Source organism: Sphingomonas palmae (genome assembly GCF_900109565.1).
Lineage (GTDB): Bacteria > Pseudomonadota > Alphaproteobacteria > Sphingomonadales > Sphingomonadaceae > Sphingomonas > Sphingomonas palmae.
Genome location: NZ_FNZZ01000001.1, coordinates 455,444 through 471,091, shown reverse-complemented (window position 1 = coordinate 471,091; position 15,648 = coordinate 455,444). Strand labels below are relative to the sequence as shown.

Below are 15,648 nucleotides of genomic sequence, written 5' to 3'. Positions count from 1 at the left end.
ATACCGTTTATTCAGAACGTGGAGACTGACGCGATGGCGAGCGCCGCCGAACAGACCCGTCCCGCCGACATGGGCGACGACTTCCGCCAGGAAGCACGCGAGTGGATCGCCGCCAACTTCCCCGCGTCGCTGCGTGGAACCGACAATGCCATGTCCGCAATCGAGGGTCCGGGCGACGAGACACCCGATCAGCGCAAGTGGCGCGAGGCGATGGGGGGGAAGGGCTGGGGCGTGCCGACCTGGCCGAAGGAATATGGCGGCGGCGGTCTCGACCGCGCTCAGGCGCGCATCGTGCAGGAAGAGCTCGCGCGCGTCGGCGCCTATAATCCGATCGGCGGCATGGGTGTTATGATGTTCGGGCCGACGCTGCTCGAATACGGCACCGAGGAGCAGAAGCGCGAGCACATTCCCGGCATCGTCCGGGGTGAGGTGCGCTGGTGCCAGGGCTATTCCGAACCGGGCGCCGGTTCCGACCTCGCGAGCTTGCAAACCTTCGCCGAGGACAAGGGCGATCACTACCTCGTCAACGGCCAGAAGACTTGGACCAGCGGCGGACAATGGGCTGACAAGTGCTTCGCGCTGGTGCGCACCGACAAGACGCAGAAGCATGCCGGGATCAGTTTTCTGCTGATCGACATGGATGCCGAGGGCGTCGAGACCAAGCCGATCCGCTTGATCAGCGGGCAGTCGCCGTTCTGCGAAACCTTCTTCACCAACGTTCGCGTGCCAAAGGAAAACCTTGTCGGTCACGAGGGGCAGGGCTGGACGATCGGCACGCGCCTGCTCCAGCACGAGCGTAGCTCTCTGTCGGGCGGCAGCGGGTCGGCCAGCCGGATGAACGCCGGCAACAGCGTGCCCAGCATCGCGAAGAAGTATCGCGGCATCGACGCGGACGGGCGCCTCTCCGACGCCGACCTGCGCACCCGCATCATCAAGCACGAGATGGACCAGCGCGCGTTCGCGCTGACGCTTCGTCGTGCCGCGCTCGAGGCGAAGGGTAACGCGGGGCCGTCTGCCGCGACCTCGATCATGAAGAACGTCGGCGCGCGGATCACGCAGGACCGCGCCGAGCTCAACATCGAGATCATGGGGATGCAGGGGCTCGGCTGGGAGGGCGAAGGCTTCAGCGAGGAAGAGCTGACGCAGACGCGTACCTGGCTGTGGGGCAAGGCGGTGTCGATCTACGGCGGTTCGTCGGAGATTCAGAACAACGTCATCGCCAAGCGCATCCTGGGCATGCTCGACCACCAATAAACACGAGGTAGGCGCGGCGGCATTGTACCGTCAGCGTCCGGAGAGGGCCGGGTCGAGGGGGCAAGTGCGGCAGAACACTTCCTCCTCCCCGGCTTAACTCCCCGACCTTCCATTCAGCGCTGCGACCGCAATCGAGGAACGACACATGGCCGCTTTAAACGACGAACAGGTGATGTTGCGCGACATGGCGCGCGAGTGGGCCGACAATGAGAGCCCGGTCACTGCGTTTCGCAAGTTGCGCGACGCAGCGCCTGCGACGGGCTTCGATCCCGAGGCATGGGGTGCGATCGGGCAGATGGGTTGGGGCGGGATCGTCATCCCGGAAGAATTCGGCGGATCGGCGTTCGGTTATCTGTCGCTCGGGCTCGTCGTCGAACAGCTCGGCCGCAATCTCGCCGCCTCGCCGCTGTCGTCGACCGCGGTGGCGGCGAGCGCGATCGTGATGGGCAAGTCCGACAAGGCGAAGCAGGAGTGGCTGCCCCGGCTGGCGAGCGGAGAGGCAGTGGCGACGCTCGCGATCGACGAGGGGCCGACGCATAATCTTTCGGTGCAGGCCAAGGTCACGGACGGAAAACTGAGCGGTACCAAGGCCTTTGTCGCGGAAGGTGACGGGGCCGACGCGTTCGTCGTCGCGGCTGAAGACGGGCTCTACCTCGTTGCCAAAGGTGACGGCGTGACTGTCACCTCGCGCCACATGGCGGACAGCCGCAGCCATGCCGAGGTGCGCTTCGATAATGCTGTTGCCGAAAAGCTCGGCGGTATCGAGCTGACCGCGGCGGTCGCCGATCGTGCGGCGGCGGTAACCGCGGCCGAGATGCTGGGCATGGCGGACAGCGCGTTCCATCAGACGCTCGACTACCTCAAGCAGCGGGTTCAGTTCGGACAGGTGCTGTCGACCTTCCAGGCGCTACAGCATCGCATGGCAAAGATGCTGACCGAGCTCGAACTGATGCGCTCCACGGTCGAGGGCGCGCTCGAAGCGATCGACGCCGGTCGCTCCGACATCGATCAGGCGGTCAGCCTTGCCAAGGCGACCGCGGGCGACACGCTGCGGCTCGTGACGCGCGAGATGGTGCAATTGTATGGCGGCGTCGGCATGACCGACGAATATGACGCCGGTCTGTACCTGAAGCGCGCGGCCGTGCTGGAGGCGATGTGGGGCAACGCCGCCTACCATCGCGACCGCTTCGGGCGTCTCAACGATTACTGATCGTCAGTTGAATAACACCGATCAAGCAATCGGTACGCGAATAATCACGTTATAGCAGCCAAACTGTCTTGATCTGATTGGCCCGATCCGATCTACTCGAACATACGGTACGGCGCGCAACAGCGCCGGCCTGAGGGAGAGGATCAGATGACAAAGCACGTGCTTTTGTCGGCGTGCGCGGCTGCCGCCTTCGTCGTCACGGGGCAGGCCGGCGCGCAGACCACGCCCGCGGGGGCGGCGGAGGCCGCGCCGGCACAATCGACCGACAACGTCGATTCGACGCCCGCGGACATCGTTGTAACCGCGCAGGGGCGCGCGCAGGTGCTCGCCGACGTTCCGGTCGCGATCTCGGCGGTGAATGCGGACAGTCTGGCGCTGTCGGGTGCGAATGACATCCGGCAGTTGAACCAGCTCGCCCCGTCGCTGCTCGTATCCTCGACGGGGTCGGAGGCGAACGGGTCGCCGCGTATCCGCGGCATCGGCACCGTCGGCGACAATCCCGGACTCGAAAGTTCGGTCGTCGTCTTCGTCGACGGCGTCTATCGGTCGCGCGCGGGCATTGGCCTGAACGAACTGGGCGAGATCGACCGGATCGAGGTGCTGCGCGGACCGCAGGGCACGCTCGGCGGCCGCAACTCGTCGGCCGGCCTCATCAGCATTGTCAGCGTCAAGCCCGCCTTCACCTTTGGCGCGAACGGCGAGGCGACGTACGGCAACTATAATTTCGTGCGATTGGCAGGCGGCGTCACGGGACCGATCGCGGGCGACAAGCTCGCCGCGCGGCTGGATGGCGTCTACGTCAAGCGCGACGGCTTTTACCGTGATCGTACCAACGATACGCGCATCAACGACCGCGACCGCTACTTCGTGCGTGGGCAATTGCTGTTCGAGCCGACCAGCGACATCTCGCTGCGGCTGATCGGCGACTATACCAAGCGCAACGAGGCATGTTGCGCCGCGACCTACGTCGATGCGTCGGTCAACCAATATATCGGCAACCTCAACAATCCCGCGACGCCGCTGACGACCGGTCTCCCAACCGGCAACAACATCGTCAACGTGCTGCGCGATCTCGGCCAGAACCTCGGCGCGCTCAACCAGGGCTACAGCCGCAACGTGTCGGTATCGAAGGGCCGCAGCTACGAGGGCGAGACGCAGGATTACGGCTTTTCGGGGCAGCTCGACTGGAAGTTTGGCGACACCAACCTGACCTCGATCACCGCCTATCGCGATTACTACAACACGCAGGGAAGCGACACCGACTACGGCACGGTCGACATCCTGTACAACGCTGCCAACGGCAACAACCGCCGCGGATTCAAGACCTTCACGCAGGAAGTGCGACTGAACGGAAGCCTGTTCAACGACCGGCTCGACTGGCTGATCGGCGGCTTCTACATCAACGAGAAATTCCGGGGTAAGAGCAACCTGCGCTTCGGATCGCAATATGGCCGCTTCGCGACATGCCGCATTATCTCGGGCGGCGGGCTGGCAGCGCTATACGCGCCCAACAGTGCCGGCTGCGTCGCGCCCGGCGTCGGCCCGGCGACGCTCGCCGCGGTCGGTGGTGCGGACGTAGCGAACGGGTTTGTTACGCTCGACGGGATTAACGACCGCGGATCGACGGTCGATCGCTACCGCCAGAACATGGACAGCTTCGCCGCGTTCACGCACAACATCATTCACGTCACCTCAAACGTCGATCTGACGCTGGGCCTGCGCTACACCACCGAGCGCAAGCGCTTTTCCGCCACGTTCGGGAACGACAACACCGGCTGCGTGGCGCTCCAGCAGACGTTGACGGACGAGGCGAACATCACCGCGGCGCAGATCGCCGCGACGCCCGCGCTCGCCACGCGCCGAGCGCTGGCACAGGCGCTGATCGGGCTGGGATGCCAGGGTAACTCGACCGCCGAACTGAATGGTGTCAGCATCCGAGATCGCCGGTCGGAGGACCAGCTGACCGGTACCGCGATCCTGTCGTGGAAGCCGATCGACGATCTGCTGATCTATGGCAGCTATTCGCGCGGGTACAAGGCGGGAGGCTTCAACTTCGATCGCTCCGCGCTCAAGGCGCCGCTGCAACCGGCCAACGGGCAGATCACGACGAGCTTCGCCTCGCTCGGCGGCGCGCAGGCGCTGGTCGGCAATCTCCAGTTCGACCCGGAGAAGGTCAATGCGTACGAGATCGGTGCCAAATACGCGACCGGTCCGTTCTCCTTCTCGATCGCGGGGTTCCGGCAGGAGTTCAGCAGCTTCCAGCTCAATACGTTCGACGGCACGGTGTTCATCGTGCAGAACGTCAACGGTTGCTCTCAGAGCCTGAACGGCGCCGATCGCGACCAGAGCACCTTTGCCGCGGCGCCGAACTATAACGCCGCTGCTGCCTCGACCGGGGCATGCGCCCGCGACAACGTCGGCTACGGCGTGGTGTCGCAGGGCGTCGAATTGGAAGCGACGTTGGTACCCGCGCGCGACTTCCGCTTCACCGCTGGTCTGACGTACGCGGACACGAAGTACCGTGATAATCTGGTCGGATCGAACAGCGGTGCCCCGCTCAACCAGGCGCTGCGCAAGCTGCCGGGCGACAATCTGTCGAACGCACCGAAGGTGGTCGTGACCGCATCGGCCGCGTGGACGCCCGACATCGGCAGCAGCGGATGGTCAATGCTGTTCTACGGCGATACACGTCTGAGCAGCGACTATAACACCGGGTCCGACCTGTTCCCGCAGAAGGAGCAGGATGGGTTCGCGCTGGTCAACGCGCGTGTTGGCGTGCGAGCCCCTGACCAGCGTATCTCGATTGAGTTGTGGGCGCAGAACCTGCTCAACAAGAATTACGCGCAGGTCGCCTTCAATTCGCCCTTCCAGCAGGGCGCCAGCACCGCCAACTTTCAGGATCCGATCTATCCGGGTGGTCGCCAGCTGTTCTCGCAGTTCCTGGCCGAGCCGCGCACTTACGGAGTAACACTACGCGGTCGCTTCTGAAAAATCGACGTATAGTCTTCATCGTAACGCCGTGTACGAAAGTGCACGGCGTTATTAGCGTATTTAGAAGCGAGAACAGAATAAATTAGGTTATCGTGTTTGTTTGTTGCTATCGGGTAACATCGCTGGATCGATTGACTGCTGATCGCTAGCGTGCGGTCGAAAGAGCAGGAGAGCAGCGCGGTGGAATTCAACCGTCCGGAAATCGCCGACACGCTGGCGTTGAAACGGCGTGGGCTGACGCTGGCGTTGCTGACGCTGACCTATTTCTTCAGCTTCATGGATCGACAAATCCTCGCCATCCTGCTCGAAGCGATCAAGGCGGATCTGAAGTTGTCGGACACGCAACTGGGCCTGCTGTCGGGACTGGTGTTCGCGATCTTCTACGCGACGCTGGGCATTCCGATCGCGCGGCTGGCCGATCGGACCAGCCGCAAGCGGATCATCGCGATCAGCCTGGCGGTCTGGAGCGTGATGACGGCGATGTCGGGTTTGGCGCAGAACTTCACGCAACTGATGCTCGCCCGCATCGGTGTGGGAGTCGGCGAGGCGGGCGCGGGGCCACCCAGTCACTCGATCATCGCCGACCTTTACCCGCCCGAGAAGCGCGCGTCGGCAATGGCGATCTACTCGCTCGGCGTGTTGCTCGGCGGAGGACTAGGCATGATGATCGGCGGTGTCGTCGCGCACGCGTATAACTGGCGCGTCGCGATGATGGTGGTCGGTCTGCCGGGCGTGATCCTGGCTGCCATCGTGTGGCTTTTCCTGGCAGAGCCGCGTCGCGGGCTGTCCGATGCGCAACGCGCAATGGAGACGCCCGCCATGCCCTCGCTAGGCGAAGGCATCGCCGCAATGTGGCGCAATCCCGCCGCGCTCTACCTGGTTGTCGCGGTGACGCTCACCTCGCTGGTCGGCTATGCGTTGACAGGATGGGGGCCGAGCTACATGCAGCGGTCACTCGGCATGTCGATGTTGGATGTGTCAAAGTACGTGGCGTTGCCGGCCGCGATCATCGGCTCGTCCTCGGCGCTGCTCGGCGGGGTTGCGGCCGACCGCGCGGCGAAACGGCACGGCTTGCATGCGCAGAGCTGGGTCGTGGCGGTGTTCAAGCTGATCGCCTTTCCCTTCGCAGTGGGCTTCTATTTCGTCGATGATCCCAGGATCGCACTGGCTAGCTACTTCATCGCGGCGTTGTTCGCGGGCGCCTACCTCGGGCCTTCCTTCGCGCTGATCCAGCATCTCGCGCCGATCAAGCTGCGTAGCGTATGGGCGGCGCTGACGCTGCTGGTGATCAATTTGGTGGGGCTCGGGCTGGGTCCGTTCCTGGTAGGACGGTTGAGCGATGCGATGCAGCCGACCTACGGCGCACAATCGCTGCGCTGGGCGATGCTGTGCGTGGCGCTTCTAACCCCGGTCGCCATCTTCGCTTACTGGCGGGCGGGCGCGTTGATGAAGCAGGCCGTTGACAGGAAATGATTGGCATCACGCCAAATTGATTATTTCATTTCGGGAAAGGTAATGTTAGCGTACCTGTTCATCACTGCTGGGGGGCGGGGGCGATGAGCGAAGCAATACTACCGGTTCAATATTGGCGACCAAGCGCGGCGCTGGCGCCGTATGTCACGGGATATCACTCCTACCATGCGGCCCTGCCGCCGGGGATGGTTCTGCAGGACGTGTTTCTGCCGGGCTGGGCATCGATCCGCATTTCGCTGCACGAGAGCCCGCCGTGGTCGCTGCGCATGGGCGCGCGCACGTTCAATCCGGTTCCAAGCGCGGCCCTCGTCGGTCCGACCAACTGCGCTGGTCATCTTTCAACGCACGGAGGGACGATCGTCGGCGTCAGCCTCAAGCCGCTCGGCTGGGCGCAAATCTTCGGCGGCGACGTGTCCAAGCATGCGAACCGGGTAACGCCGCTCGCGCAGATCGACGCCGGTGCCAATCAATTGCGCGAGCTGCTGCAGGAGAGCGACCGTCCCAACGAGGTGTTCGATCGCTGGCTCGAAGCGAGATTGCACCGCCGTGCATCCGCCGATCCGCGCATCGGCAAGTTGTTCGACGTGCTCGAAGAAGGGCGCGAGAGCCGCATCGACGTAATCGCGGAGATGCTGGACACCAGCCCGCGTTCGCTCGCAACGATGACGCGGTACAATTTCGGTTTCACGCCCAAGTTGCTGCTGCGCCGGACCCGCTTCTTGCGCGCGCTCAGCGCGATGCTGATCGATCCAAGTTCGAGTTCGGCGGTGTTGCAGGCGACGGGTTATTACGACCGCTCGCACTTCCTGCGCGACAGCCACCTGTTCCTGGGATCCTCAGTTCGGGATTTCATGCGGCGACGCGGCCCGCTCAACCAGATTGCGCTGCGCGTGCGCGAAAAGGTGCTCGGTTCTCCCGTCTGATGCAGGGGACCAGTGATACGCCAGCATCGATAACCGACAAGTGGTGTTCGAAAGAGGTTGAGCGGAGGAGTCGCTAGCCTGAGCGGCACCGCGCCGGCTCGTTAGGCGCGAGTCACGCCCCGCGTGCGTCTAACCTTCCAAGGCGCGGTCGTCGAACATGCCGAACATTAGTGTCGACGCGTATAGGGCGACGGCGCGATCGCGAGGCATCGACCAGGCCCATTTGCGCATGTCGAAGGCGGCGTTGAGGAACGCCATCATCGATTGGGCCGCGATCAGGCTGTCGACCGAGCGGATTGTCCCTTCGGCGATGCCGTCGGAGATCGTTCCCGCGAAACGCCGCGCGATCCGGTTCGAGCGTTCCACCATCGCGTCGCGCGTCTCGTACGGCAGTCCACTAAGGGCCGTCGTCCGCAGCAGCGAGCCGTGCTCGGAAAACTGAACGTCGAGCAGCGCCGCAACCGTATCGGACAACCGTTGCCACTGCGAACCGCCGCGCTCGTCAGCTTGGCGCTGCGCCGCCGCGATTGTGTCGAAGCTGCGCCGGTAACAGGCGGCGACCAGATCGTCTTTCGCGTCAAGGTGATGGTAGAAGCTGCCCTTGGTGACGTTCAGCTCCGATGCGATGCGCTGGACGCTGGCGCCACGATATCCCAGTTCGTTAATCAGGCGCGTCGCCGCGAGCAGGAATGCTTCGCGCCCCGGCATTGAGTCGTCGTGGGTGAGCGCGATCGGCTGCGGCGACCAGCGCGCGTCCGGACCCGCGATCCCGTGGCGAAATATGTCGATCAGGCGATCGCACGCGCGCGGCCATTGGTCGGCGTCGTAGCGCGGCAACCACACCGGCATCCAGAACGTGTTCTCGAGCAGTACGTGCGCACGCGCGCTCGCCAGATCGGTGTGCGCGCGACTGCTCGGCTGACCCCACAGGTTGCGTGTGCGTCGGAATACCTCGCGCCACCCCGCCATCAGCCTGGTACGCACCGGATCCTCGGTGGCGCGCAGGTCGGAGAGGACGGCGAACGGTTTCTCCTCGTCCTGCTCGATCCGCTCGAGGCGCGCCATGTTGAGCCTCAGATATGCCTCGACCCGCTCGGCGGGCGTGTCGGCGCGCATCGCCTCGTCGAGCATGCGCAGGAGGTAGTCGAGCGTATATTCGAACGCGGCAGCGGCAAGGTCTTCCTTGCGCTTGAAATAGTAGGTGACGCTGGTCGTGTTGAGCCCAACCCGGCGCGCCACGTCGGCGAAGGTCATGCCCTTCGCGCTTTGTTCGTTGATCGCTTCGGCAGCGGCGGCCAGGATCGCGTCACGCTTCTCGCGGAAACGGCGCGTGCTGGTGGTTTCTTCGGCTCTGGCGTCCCCCATCTTGCGGAGTGTAGCAAAAGCTTTTCGAAGAAACAGTCCCTTTATGCGTGCCCGACCGATGCCCGTACACGAGGGTGCATTTGTCTCAAAGAGGCGCTTTACCGAATAAGCGGTATGGCCTAAGCCCGCGTTAAACGGCACCACGGCGGAGGGACGAGATGGATTTCACCCTGAGCGAGCGCGAGACCTATTTTCGCGATCGCGTGAAGGCGTTCATCGACGCCGAGATCGCGCCGCGCAATCACGAATACCACCAGCAGGCGCACGAGGGCGATCGCTGGAAGGTCATTCCCGTGATCGAGGAGGTCAAGCAGAAGGCGAGAGCCGCGGGACTGTGGAACTTCTTCATGCCGCCGCACTCGGGCCAGAGCCACGTCGACGACACGTTCGAGTTCGAGGGCACGCAGCTGACCAACCTCGAATACGCACTCTGCGCCGAAGAGATGGGTAAGATCGGCTGGGCGAGCGAATGCTTCAACTGCTCCGCGCCCGATACCGGCAACATGGAGGTGCTGCACCGCTACGGCACGCTGGAGCACAAGGAGCGCTGGCTCCGCCCGCTGATGAACGGTGAAATTCGATCGGTCTTCCTGATGACGGAGCCGCAGGTCGCGTCGTCGGACGCCACCAACATCGAGACGCGGATCGAACGCGATGGCGACCATTACGTCATCAACGGCCGCAAATGGTGGTCCTCTGGCGTCGGTGATCCGCGTTGCAAGATCGCGATCCTCATGGGGAAAACGAACTTTGAGGGCTCGCGTCACCAGCAGCAGAGCCAGATCCTCGTGCCGATGGACACGCCGGGTGTCCGCATCGAGCGGATGCTGTCGGTGTACGGCTATGATCATGCACCGCATGGCCACGGCGAAGTCGTGCTGACCGACGTGCGCGTGCCGGTCGAGAACGTGCTCCTGGGCGAGGGACGCGGGTTCGAGATCGCGCAGGGGAGGCTGGGGCCAGGGCGCATCCACCATTGCATGCGCACGATCGGTGTCGCCGAGACGGGCATCGAGGCAATGGCCAAGCGCCTCGTCAGCCGCGTTGCGTTCGGCAAACGGATCGCCGATCACAGCGTCTGGGAGGAGCGGATCGCGCGCGCGCGGATCGACATCGAGATGACGCGGCTCCTCTGCCTCAAGGCCGCAGACACGATGGACAAGGCGGGCAACAAGGCCGCGCAGCTCGATATCGCGATGATCAAGGTGCAGGCGCCCAGCATGGCGCTGAAGATCCTCGACGACGCGGTGCAGGCGCACGGCGGTGCGGGCGTGTCGGACGATTTCGGGCTCGCGCACGCCTGGGCGAACCAGCGCACCCTGCGGCTGGCGGATGGTCCCGACGAGGTTCACGCCCGCTCGATCGCGCGCAACGAGTTCGGCAAATACGCCGAGTGGAAGATCGACCGTCCGTCGAACGATGCCGCGCCGGCCTTCTCGAGCGGCGACGTCGGGGTCAGCCGCTGAACCTCAACACGCCCGCGCCGATAGGGCGCGGGCACGTATCTGCGACCGGACGTATGCCGGCGCGTCACAGGAGAGGGTGAGCCGTGAAAGCCGCCGTTCTGTTCGAGACCAAATCGCCGCTCCAGATCGAGGACGTCGACGTTGCCAAGCCGCGCGCGCACGAGGTGCTGATCCGCACGCTCGCGTGCGGGGTATGTCGCTCCGACCTCCACTTCGTCGACGGAGCCTACCCGCACCCGCTGCCCGCCATACCAGGCCACGAGGCAGCGGGCGTGGTCGAGGCGGTCGGCGAGGAAGTCCGCACGGTCAAGCCGGGCGACCACGTCGTCACTTGCCTGTCGGCGTTCTGCGGACACTGCGAATTCTGCATCACCGGGCGCATGTACTTGTGCGTCTCGGGCGAGACGCGGCGATCGTCGCGTGACGAGCCGCGGCTTCGGCTGGCGAACGGTGGTACGGTGCAGCAGATGCTCAACCTGTCGGCCTATGCCGAGATGATGCTGGTGCACGAGCATGCCTGCGTGGCGATCGACCGCGACATGCCGCTAGACCGCGCCGCGCTGATCGGGTGCGCGGTGACGACAGGGGCAGGCGCGGTGTTCAACACCACCGACGTGTCGCCAGGTGAGACGGTCTGCGTTGTGGGCTGCGGCGGCATCGGGCTCGCTGCGGTGAACGCCGCCAAGATCGCGGGCGCAGCCAAGATCATCGCGCTCGATCCGGTGCCCGAGAAGCGCGCCGTCGCTGAAAAGCTGGGCGCAACCCACACGCTCGATCCGATGAACGAGAATACGGTCGCGGCGGTGGTCGAAATCACCAAGGGCGGCGTTCATCACGCGATCGAGGCAGTAGGGCGCCCGCAATCGGCCGCGACGACCGTAGGCGTGCTGCGCCGCGGCGGGACGGCGACGATCCTGGGCATGATGCCCTTGAACGAGAAGGTCGGCCTGTCGGCGATGGACCTGTTGTCGGGCAAACGGCTGCAGGGCGGGATCATGGGGTACAATCGTTTCCCGGTCGACATCCCGCGGCTGGTCGACTTCTACATGCGCGGGCAGCTCGATCTAGACACGATCATCGCCGATCGTTTGCCGCTCAGCGAGATCAACCGCGCGTTCGACGAACTGCGCAAGGGCGACACGACGCGCAGCGTGATCGTGTTCGATCAGTGAGAGAGCTGCAGACCGACATCGCCGAACGCGACCGGCTCGACACCGAGCGGCTGTCGACGTGGATGCGCGATCACGTGCCTGGTTTCAACGGAACGCTCGACTATGCCAAATTCTCCGGTGGGCAGTCGAACCCGACCTATAAGCTGACGACGCCGACCACGACCTACGTCTTGCGGCGCAAGCCGATGGGCGACCTGTTGCCGAGCGCACATCAGGTCGACCGTGAATATCGCGTCATGGCGGCGCTGCACCCAACCGGCTTCCCCGTGCCGCTCCAATACGGTCTGTGCGAGGATGCGAGCGTGATCGGCTCGGCATTCTACGTGATGGAGATGGTGGAGGGGCGGACGATCTGGGATGGCGGTATGCCCGATCTTTCTCCGGATCAGCGACGCGAGCATTATCACGCGATGATCGACACGCTCGCCGATCTCCACAACACCGACTACGAAGCGATCGGGCTCGGCGACTTCGGTCGTCCCGGCAACTATTTCGAGCGGCAGGTCGGACGCTGGACCAAGCAGTACCGCGGCGCCGAGACCGAGCACATGCCGGCGATGGAAACGCTGATCGAGTTCCTGCCGCGCACGGTGCCCGAGCAGACGCGTACCTCGATCGTCCACGGTGACTACCGCGTCGACAACATGAAGTTCGCACCTGGTACGGACGGCCGCGTCGTCGCGGTGCTCGACTGGGAATTGTGTACCCTCGGCGACTCGACGGCCGACCTGACCTATTATCTGATGAGCTGGGTGACCGAACCCGAGGGGCGGTCGGGCGTAAAGGGGCTGACCGGACCCGAGACAGGCATCCCGACGCTGGAGGAAATGGTCGAGCGCTATTGCGCGCGTACCGGGCGCGACGGTCTGCCGCAGCTCGACTGGTATTTCGCCTTCAATCTCTTCCGCCTTGCCAGCATTGTACAGGGAATCAAGAAGCGCTTCCTGATCGGCACCGCGTCGAGCGCGCGCGCTGAGGAGATGAGCGCGCGTGTGCCCATGCTCGCCGATGCGGCGCTGACGTTCGCGCGCCGGGCGGGCGCCTGACCCACGAGGAGATACCGATGTCGCTGTTCGATCTGACCGGCAAGGTCGTGCTGATCACCGGTTCCTCGCGCGGGATCGGCAAGGCCTCCGCGATCGCCTGCGCCGAGCAGGGTGCGAAGGTCGTCATCTCCAGCCGCAAGCAGGACGCATGCGACGCCGCGGCCGCCGAGATCAACGCGCGCTTCGGTGAGGGCACCGCGATCGCGCTCGCCGCCAACATCTCCGACAAGGAGGGATTGCAGCATCTCGTCGACGAGACACGGTGCGCGTTCGGGCGGATCGACGTGCTGGTCTGCAACGCGGCATCGAACCCCTATTACGGTCCTCAAGCCGGCATTGCCGACGATCAGTTTCGCAAGATCCTCGACAACAACATCATTTCCAACCATTGGCTGATCGGCATGGTGGTGCCCGAAATGCGGGAGCGGCGCGACGGCTCGATCGTCATCGTCTCCTCGATTGGCGGCCTGCGCGGATCGACCGTGATCGGCGCTTATTGCATCAGCAAGGCGGCCGACATGCAGCTCGCGCGCAACCTGGCGCACGAGTACGGCCGCGACAACATCCGCGTTAATTGCATCGCGCCCGGCCTGATCAAGACCGACTTCGCCAAGGCATTGTGGGAAGACGAGGCGATGGTTGCCGAGCGCAACGCGACCACGCCGCTCCGGCGCATCGGTGAGCCGGAGGAGATTGCGGGGGCAGTCGTCTATCTCGCCAGCGCGGCTAGCGCCTTCATGACCGGGCAGACGATGGTGATCGATGGCGGTGTCACGATCTGAGCGGGGCAGGGAAGGACAGAGAGATGGCACGCTTCACCGACAAATCGATCATCGTCACCGGCGCGGGCTCAGGCATCGGCCGGGCTGCTGCCATGCTGTTCGCGACGGAGGGCGCACGCGTCGTCGCCGCTGACGTGAGCGAGGGTGCCGAGGAGACCGCGCGGCTGATCCGCGACGCCGGCGGCGTGGCGGAGGCGATCCGGATGGACGCGGGCAACGAGGACGACGTGATCCGCACCGTCGCGCTCGCCTGTGATCGGCACGGCGGGCTCGACGTCATGTTCGCCAACGCCGGCATCTCTGGCGGAATGGCCAATATCTTCGACACCGACGTATCGCTCATCACCGAGGTACTACGGGTCAATCTGATCGGGCCCTACCTGGCCGTAAAACATGCCGCGCCGAAGATCGCCGAGCAGCGCGGTGGCGCGATCATCCTGACCGCAAGCGTCGCCGGCATTCGCTCGGGCGCCGGATCGCCGGCCTATTCGGCGTCGAAGGCGGGCGTGATCAACCTGGCGATGGTGTCGGCGCAGCAGCTTTCCGGCTCGAACGTCCGCGTCAACGCGATCTGCCCTGGCCTGACAGAGACGGGCATGACCAAGCCGACGTTCGATTATGCGCGTGACGCGGGAAAGGAGGATCGGCTTGGTCGGCTGAACCCGCTGCGCCGCGGTGCACAGCCGGAAGAACTCGCCAAGGTCGCGCTGTTCCTCGCCAGCGACGACGCCAGCTACGTCAACGGGCAGGCGATCGCGGTCGACGGCGGTCTGTCGTCGAGCCATCCGGTGACGAAACAGGAATACGGTCGCACCGCGGTATAGGCCGGAACGGGCGCGCAATCGGCGGGTTAACATGGGTGAAGAACAAAGGGGCTTCACGCATGACCGATCCGATCCGCTACTCGCCCGATCTCGAAGATGTGAAGCCCGACGAGGGCGAGACGGTTGAGCAGCTCAACGAGCAGTTCGATATTATCCTGAAGACCACGCACGAGGACTATGGTCACGCCGTCCGCTCAGTACACGCGAAGGCGCACGCGATCGTCGAAGGAACATTGACCGTACACCCGGACCTGCCGCCCGAACTGGCGCAAGGCATGTTCGCTAGCGCCGGGGAGCACTCGGTGTTCATGCGCTTCTCCACTAATCCTGGCGATATCCTGAGCGACGAGATCTCGCTGCCGCGCGGGCTCGCCATCAAGGTCCTGGACGTGGAGGGTGCACGACTGCCGGGTGCAGAGGGACGGACACAGGATTTCGTCATGGTCAACGGACCCGTCTTTCAGGCCAAGACCGCCGAGAAGTTTTTGGGCAACCTGAAGCTGCTCGCGCGCACGACCGACAAGGCCGAGGGAGCGAAGATCGCGCTGTCCGCGGTGCTACGCGGCGTTAACACCGCGTTGACCGCGGTAGGCGTGGAGAGCGCGGCGATCCGGTCGCTGGGCGGCGCGCCGAACGTCGATCCGATCGGCGAGACCTATTTCAGCGCGACGCCGTTCCGCTACGGCGATTATGTCGCGAAGTTCAAGCTGGTGCCCGTCGCACCGGGATTGAAGGAGCGTACCGGGGCGATCATCGATGCGTCCGGTCGGCCTGACGCGATCCGCGAGACGCTGCAGCAGGAGTTGCGCGATATCGACGGTGAGTGGGAGTTCCGCGTTCAGTTACAGCGCGACACGGAGAAGCAGCCGATCGAGGATCCGACGGTCGAGTGGACGGAAGAGGACGCGCCGTCGGTGACGGTCGCGACAATTCGTACCAAGGCGCAGGACAGCTGGGACGAGGCGCGGGTGCAGCGCGTCAACGAGGAGCTGCGGTTCAGCGTCTGGACCGGACTTGCCGCGCATCAGCCACTCGGCAACATCAATCGCTCGCGAAAGGACGTGTACAAGCACAGCGCCGATTTCCGAGCCCGCGCCAACGGTTGCCCGATCCACGAGCCGACGTAACCGGCGCGACCGGCG

General features: G+C 64.5%; 12 protein-coding genes. 11 read left to right on the top strand and 1 reads right to left on the bottom strand.

What is annotated here, in order from left to right; translation table 11 throughout:
- Positions 1-33 precede the first annotated feature (33 nt).
- The 5 genes from BMW51_RS02265 (at position 34) to BMW51_RS02245 (ending at position 7,851) form a co-directional block, all read left to right on the top strand.
- A complete protein-coding gene (locus tag BMW51_RS02265) occupies positions 34-1,254 on the top strand; it encodes an acyl-CoA dehydrogenase family protein (RefSeq protein ID WP_093003814.1) in 1,221 nt (406 codons plus the stop codon).
- 145 nt (positions 1,255-1,399) lie between these two features.
- Positions 1,400-2,464: an acyl-CoA dehydrogenase family protein gene (locus tag BMW51_RS02260; RefSeq protein WP_093002906.1), complete on the top strand. Its 1,065-nt coding sequence runs from the start codon at positions 1,400-1,402 to the stop codon at positions 2,462-2,464.
- A 147-nt stretch (positions 2,465-2,611) separates the two neighbouring features.
- Complete coding sequence (locus BMW51_RS02255; protein ID WP_093002904.1) at positions 2,612-5,452, top strand: TonB-dependent receptor; 2,841 nt, start codon at positions 2,612-2,614, stop codon at positions 5,450-5,452.
- Between the two features lie 183 nt (positions 5,453-5,635).
- On the top strand, positions 5,636-6,928 hold the full coding sequence (locus tag BMW51_RS02250; protein ID WP_093003812.1) for a spinster family MFS transporter: 1,293 nt from the start codon (positions 5,636-5,638) through the stop codon (positions 6,926-6,928).
- Positions 6,929-7,011: 83 nt separating this feature from the next.
- Positions 7,012-7,851, top strand: coding sequence for a helix-turn-helix domain-containing protein (locus BMW51_RS02245; protein WP_093002902.1), 840 nt, complete (start codon positions 7,012-7,014; stop codon positions 7,849-7,851).
- Positions 7,852-7,980: 129 nt separating this feature from the next.
- Here the strand turns inward: BMW51_RS02245 and BMW51_RS02240 are convergent, their stop codons facing one another.
- Positions 7,981-9,216: a TetR/AcrR family transcriptional regulator gene (locus tag BMW51_RS02240; protein ID WP_093002900.1), complete on the bottom strand. Its 1,236-nt coding sequence runs from the start codon at positions 9,214-9,216 to the stop codon at positions 7,981-7,983.
- Positions 9,217-9,374: 158 nt separating this feature from the next.
- Between BMW51_RS02240 and BMW51_RS02235 the strand changes: the two genes are divergently transcribed.
- From BMW51_RS02235 to BMW51_RS02210, 6 genes are all read left to right on the top strand, one after another.
- The gene (locus BMW51_RS02235; protein WP_093002898.1) at positions 9,375-10,682 is read left to right on the top strand and encodes an acyl-CoA dehydrogenase family protein; all 1,308 of its coding nucleotides are present in this window, start codon (positions 9,375-9,377) and stop codon (positions 10,680-10,682) included.
- An 83-nt stretch (positions 10,683-10,765) separates the two neighbouring features.
- The gene (locus BMW51_RS02230) at positions 10,766-11,854 is read left to right on the top strand and encodes a Zn-dependent alcohol dehydrogenase (RefSeq protein WP_093002896.1); all 1,089 of its coding nucleotides are present in this window, start codon (positions 10,766-10,768) and stop codon (positions 11,852-11,854) included.
- Positions 11,855-11,916: 62 nt separating this feature from the next.
- Positions 11,917-12,900: a phosphotransferase family protein gene (locus BMW51_RS02225; protein ID WP_245708279.1), complete on the top strand. Its 984-nt coding sequence runs from the start codon at positions 11,917-11,919 to the stop codon at positions 12,898-12,900.
- A gap of 17 nt (positions 12,901-12,917) precedes the next feature.
- The gene (locus tag BMW51_RS02220; protein WP_093002892.1) at positions 12,918-13,682 is read left to right on the top strand and encodes an SDR family NAD(P)-dependent oxidoreductase; all 765 of its coding nucleotides are present in this window, start codon (positions 12,918-12,920) and stop codon (positions 13,680-13,682) included.
- A 23-nt stretch (positions 13,683-13,705) separates the two neighbouring features.
- Positions 13,706-14,506 (top strand): SDR family NAD(P)-dependent oxidoreductase, encoded by an 801-nt coding sequence (locus BMW51_RS02215; protein ID WP_093002890.1) that lies wholly within the window; start codon positions 13,706-13,708, stop codon positions 14,504-14,506.
- Between the two features lie 59 nt (positions 14,507-14,565).
- Complete coding sequence (locus tag BMW51_RS02210; protein ID WP_093002888.1) at positions 14,566-15,633, top strand: catalase family protein; 1,068 nt, start codon at positions 14,566-14,568, stop codon at positions 15,631-15,633.
- The last annotated feature ends 15 nt before the right edge of the window (positions 15,634-15,648 follow it).

What these genes read in the sequence shown, in the direction of transcription:
- BMW51_RS02265 (WP_093003814.1), top strand. Translation starts at nt 34, where the DNA reads ATGGCGAGCGCCGCCGAACAGACCCGTCCCGCCGACATGGGCGACGAC.
- BMW51_RS02260 (WP_093002906.1), top strand. Translation starts at nt 1,400, where the DNA reads ATGGCCGCTTTAAACGACGAACAGGTGATGTTGCGCGACATGGCGCGC.
- BMW51_RS02225 (WP_245708279.1), top strand. Translation starts at nt 11,917, where the DNA reads ATGCGCGATCACGTGCCTGGTTTCAACGGAACGCTCGACTATGCCAAA.
- BMW51_RS02240 (WP_093002900.1), bottom strand. Translation starts at nt 9,216, where the DNA reads ATGGGGGACGCCAGAGCCGAAGAAACCACCAGCACGCGCCGTTTCCGC.
- BMW51_RS02245 (WP_093002902.1), top strand. Translation starts at nt 7,012, where the DNA reads ATGAGCGAAGCAATACTACCGGTTCAATATTGGCGACCAAGCGCGGCG.
- BMW51_RS02215 (WP_093002890.1), top strand. Translation starts at nt 13,706, where the DNA reads ATGGCACGCTTCACCGACAAATCGATCATCGTCACCGGCGCGGGCTCA.
- BMW51_RS02255 (WP_093002904.1), top strand. Translation starts at nt 2,612, where the DNA reads ATGACAAAGCACGTGCTTTTGTCGGCGTGCGCGGCTGCCGCCTTCGTC.
- BMW51_RS02235 (WP_093002898.1), top strand. Translation starts at nt 9,375, where the DNA reads ATGGATTTCACCCTGAGCGAGCGCGAGACCTATTTTCGCGATCGCGTG.
- BMW51_RS02210 (WP_093002888.1), top strand. Translation starts at nt 14,566, where the DNA reads ATGACCGATCCGATCCGCTACTCGCCCGATCTCGAAGATGTGAAGCCC.
- BMW51_RS02220 (WP_093002892.1), top strand. Translation starts at nt 12,918, where the DNA reads ATGTCGCTGTTCGATCTGACCGGCAAGGTCGTGCTGATCACCGGTTCC.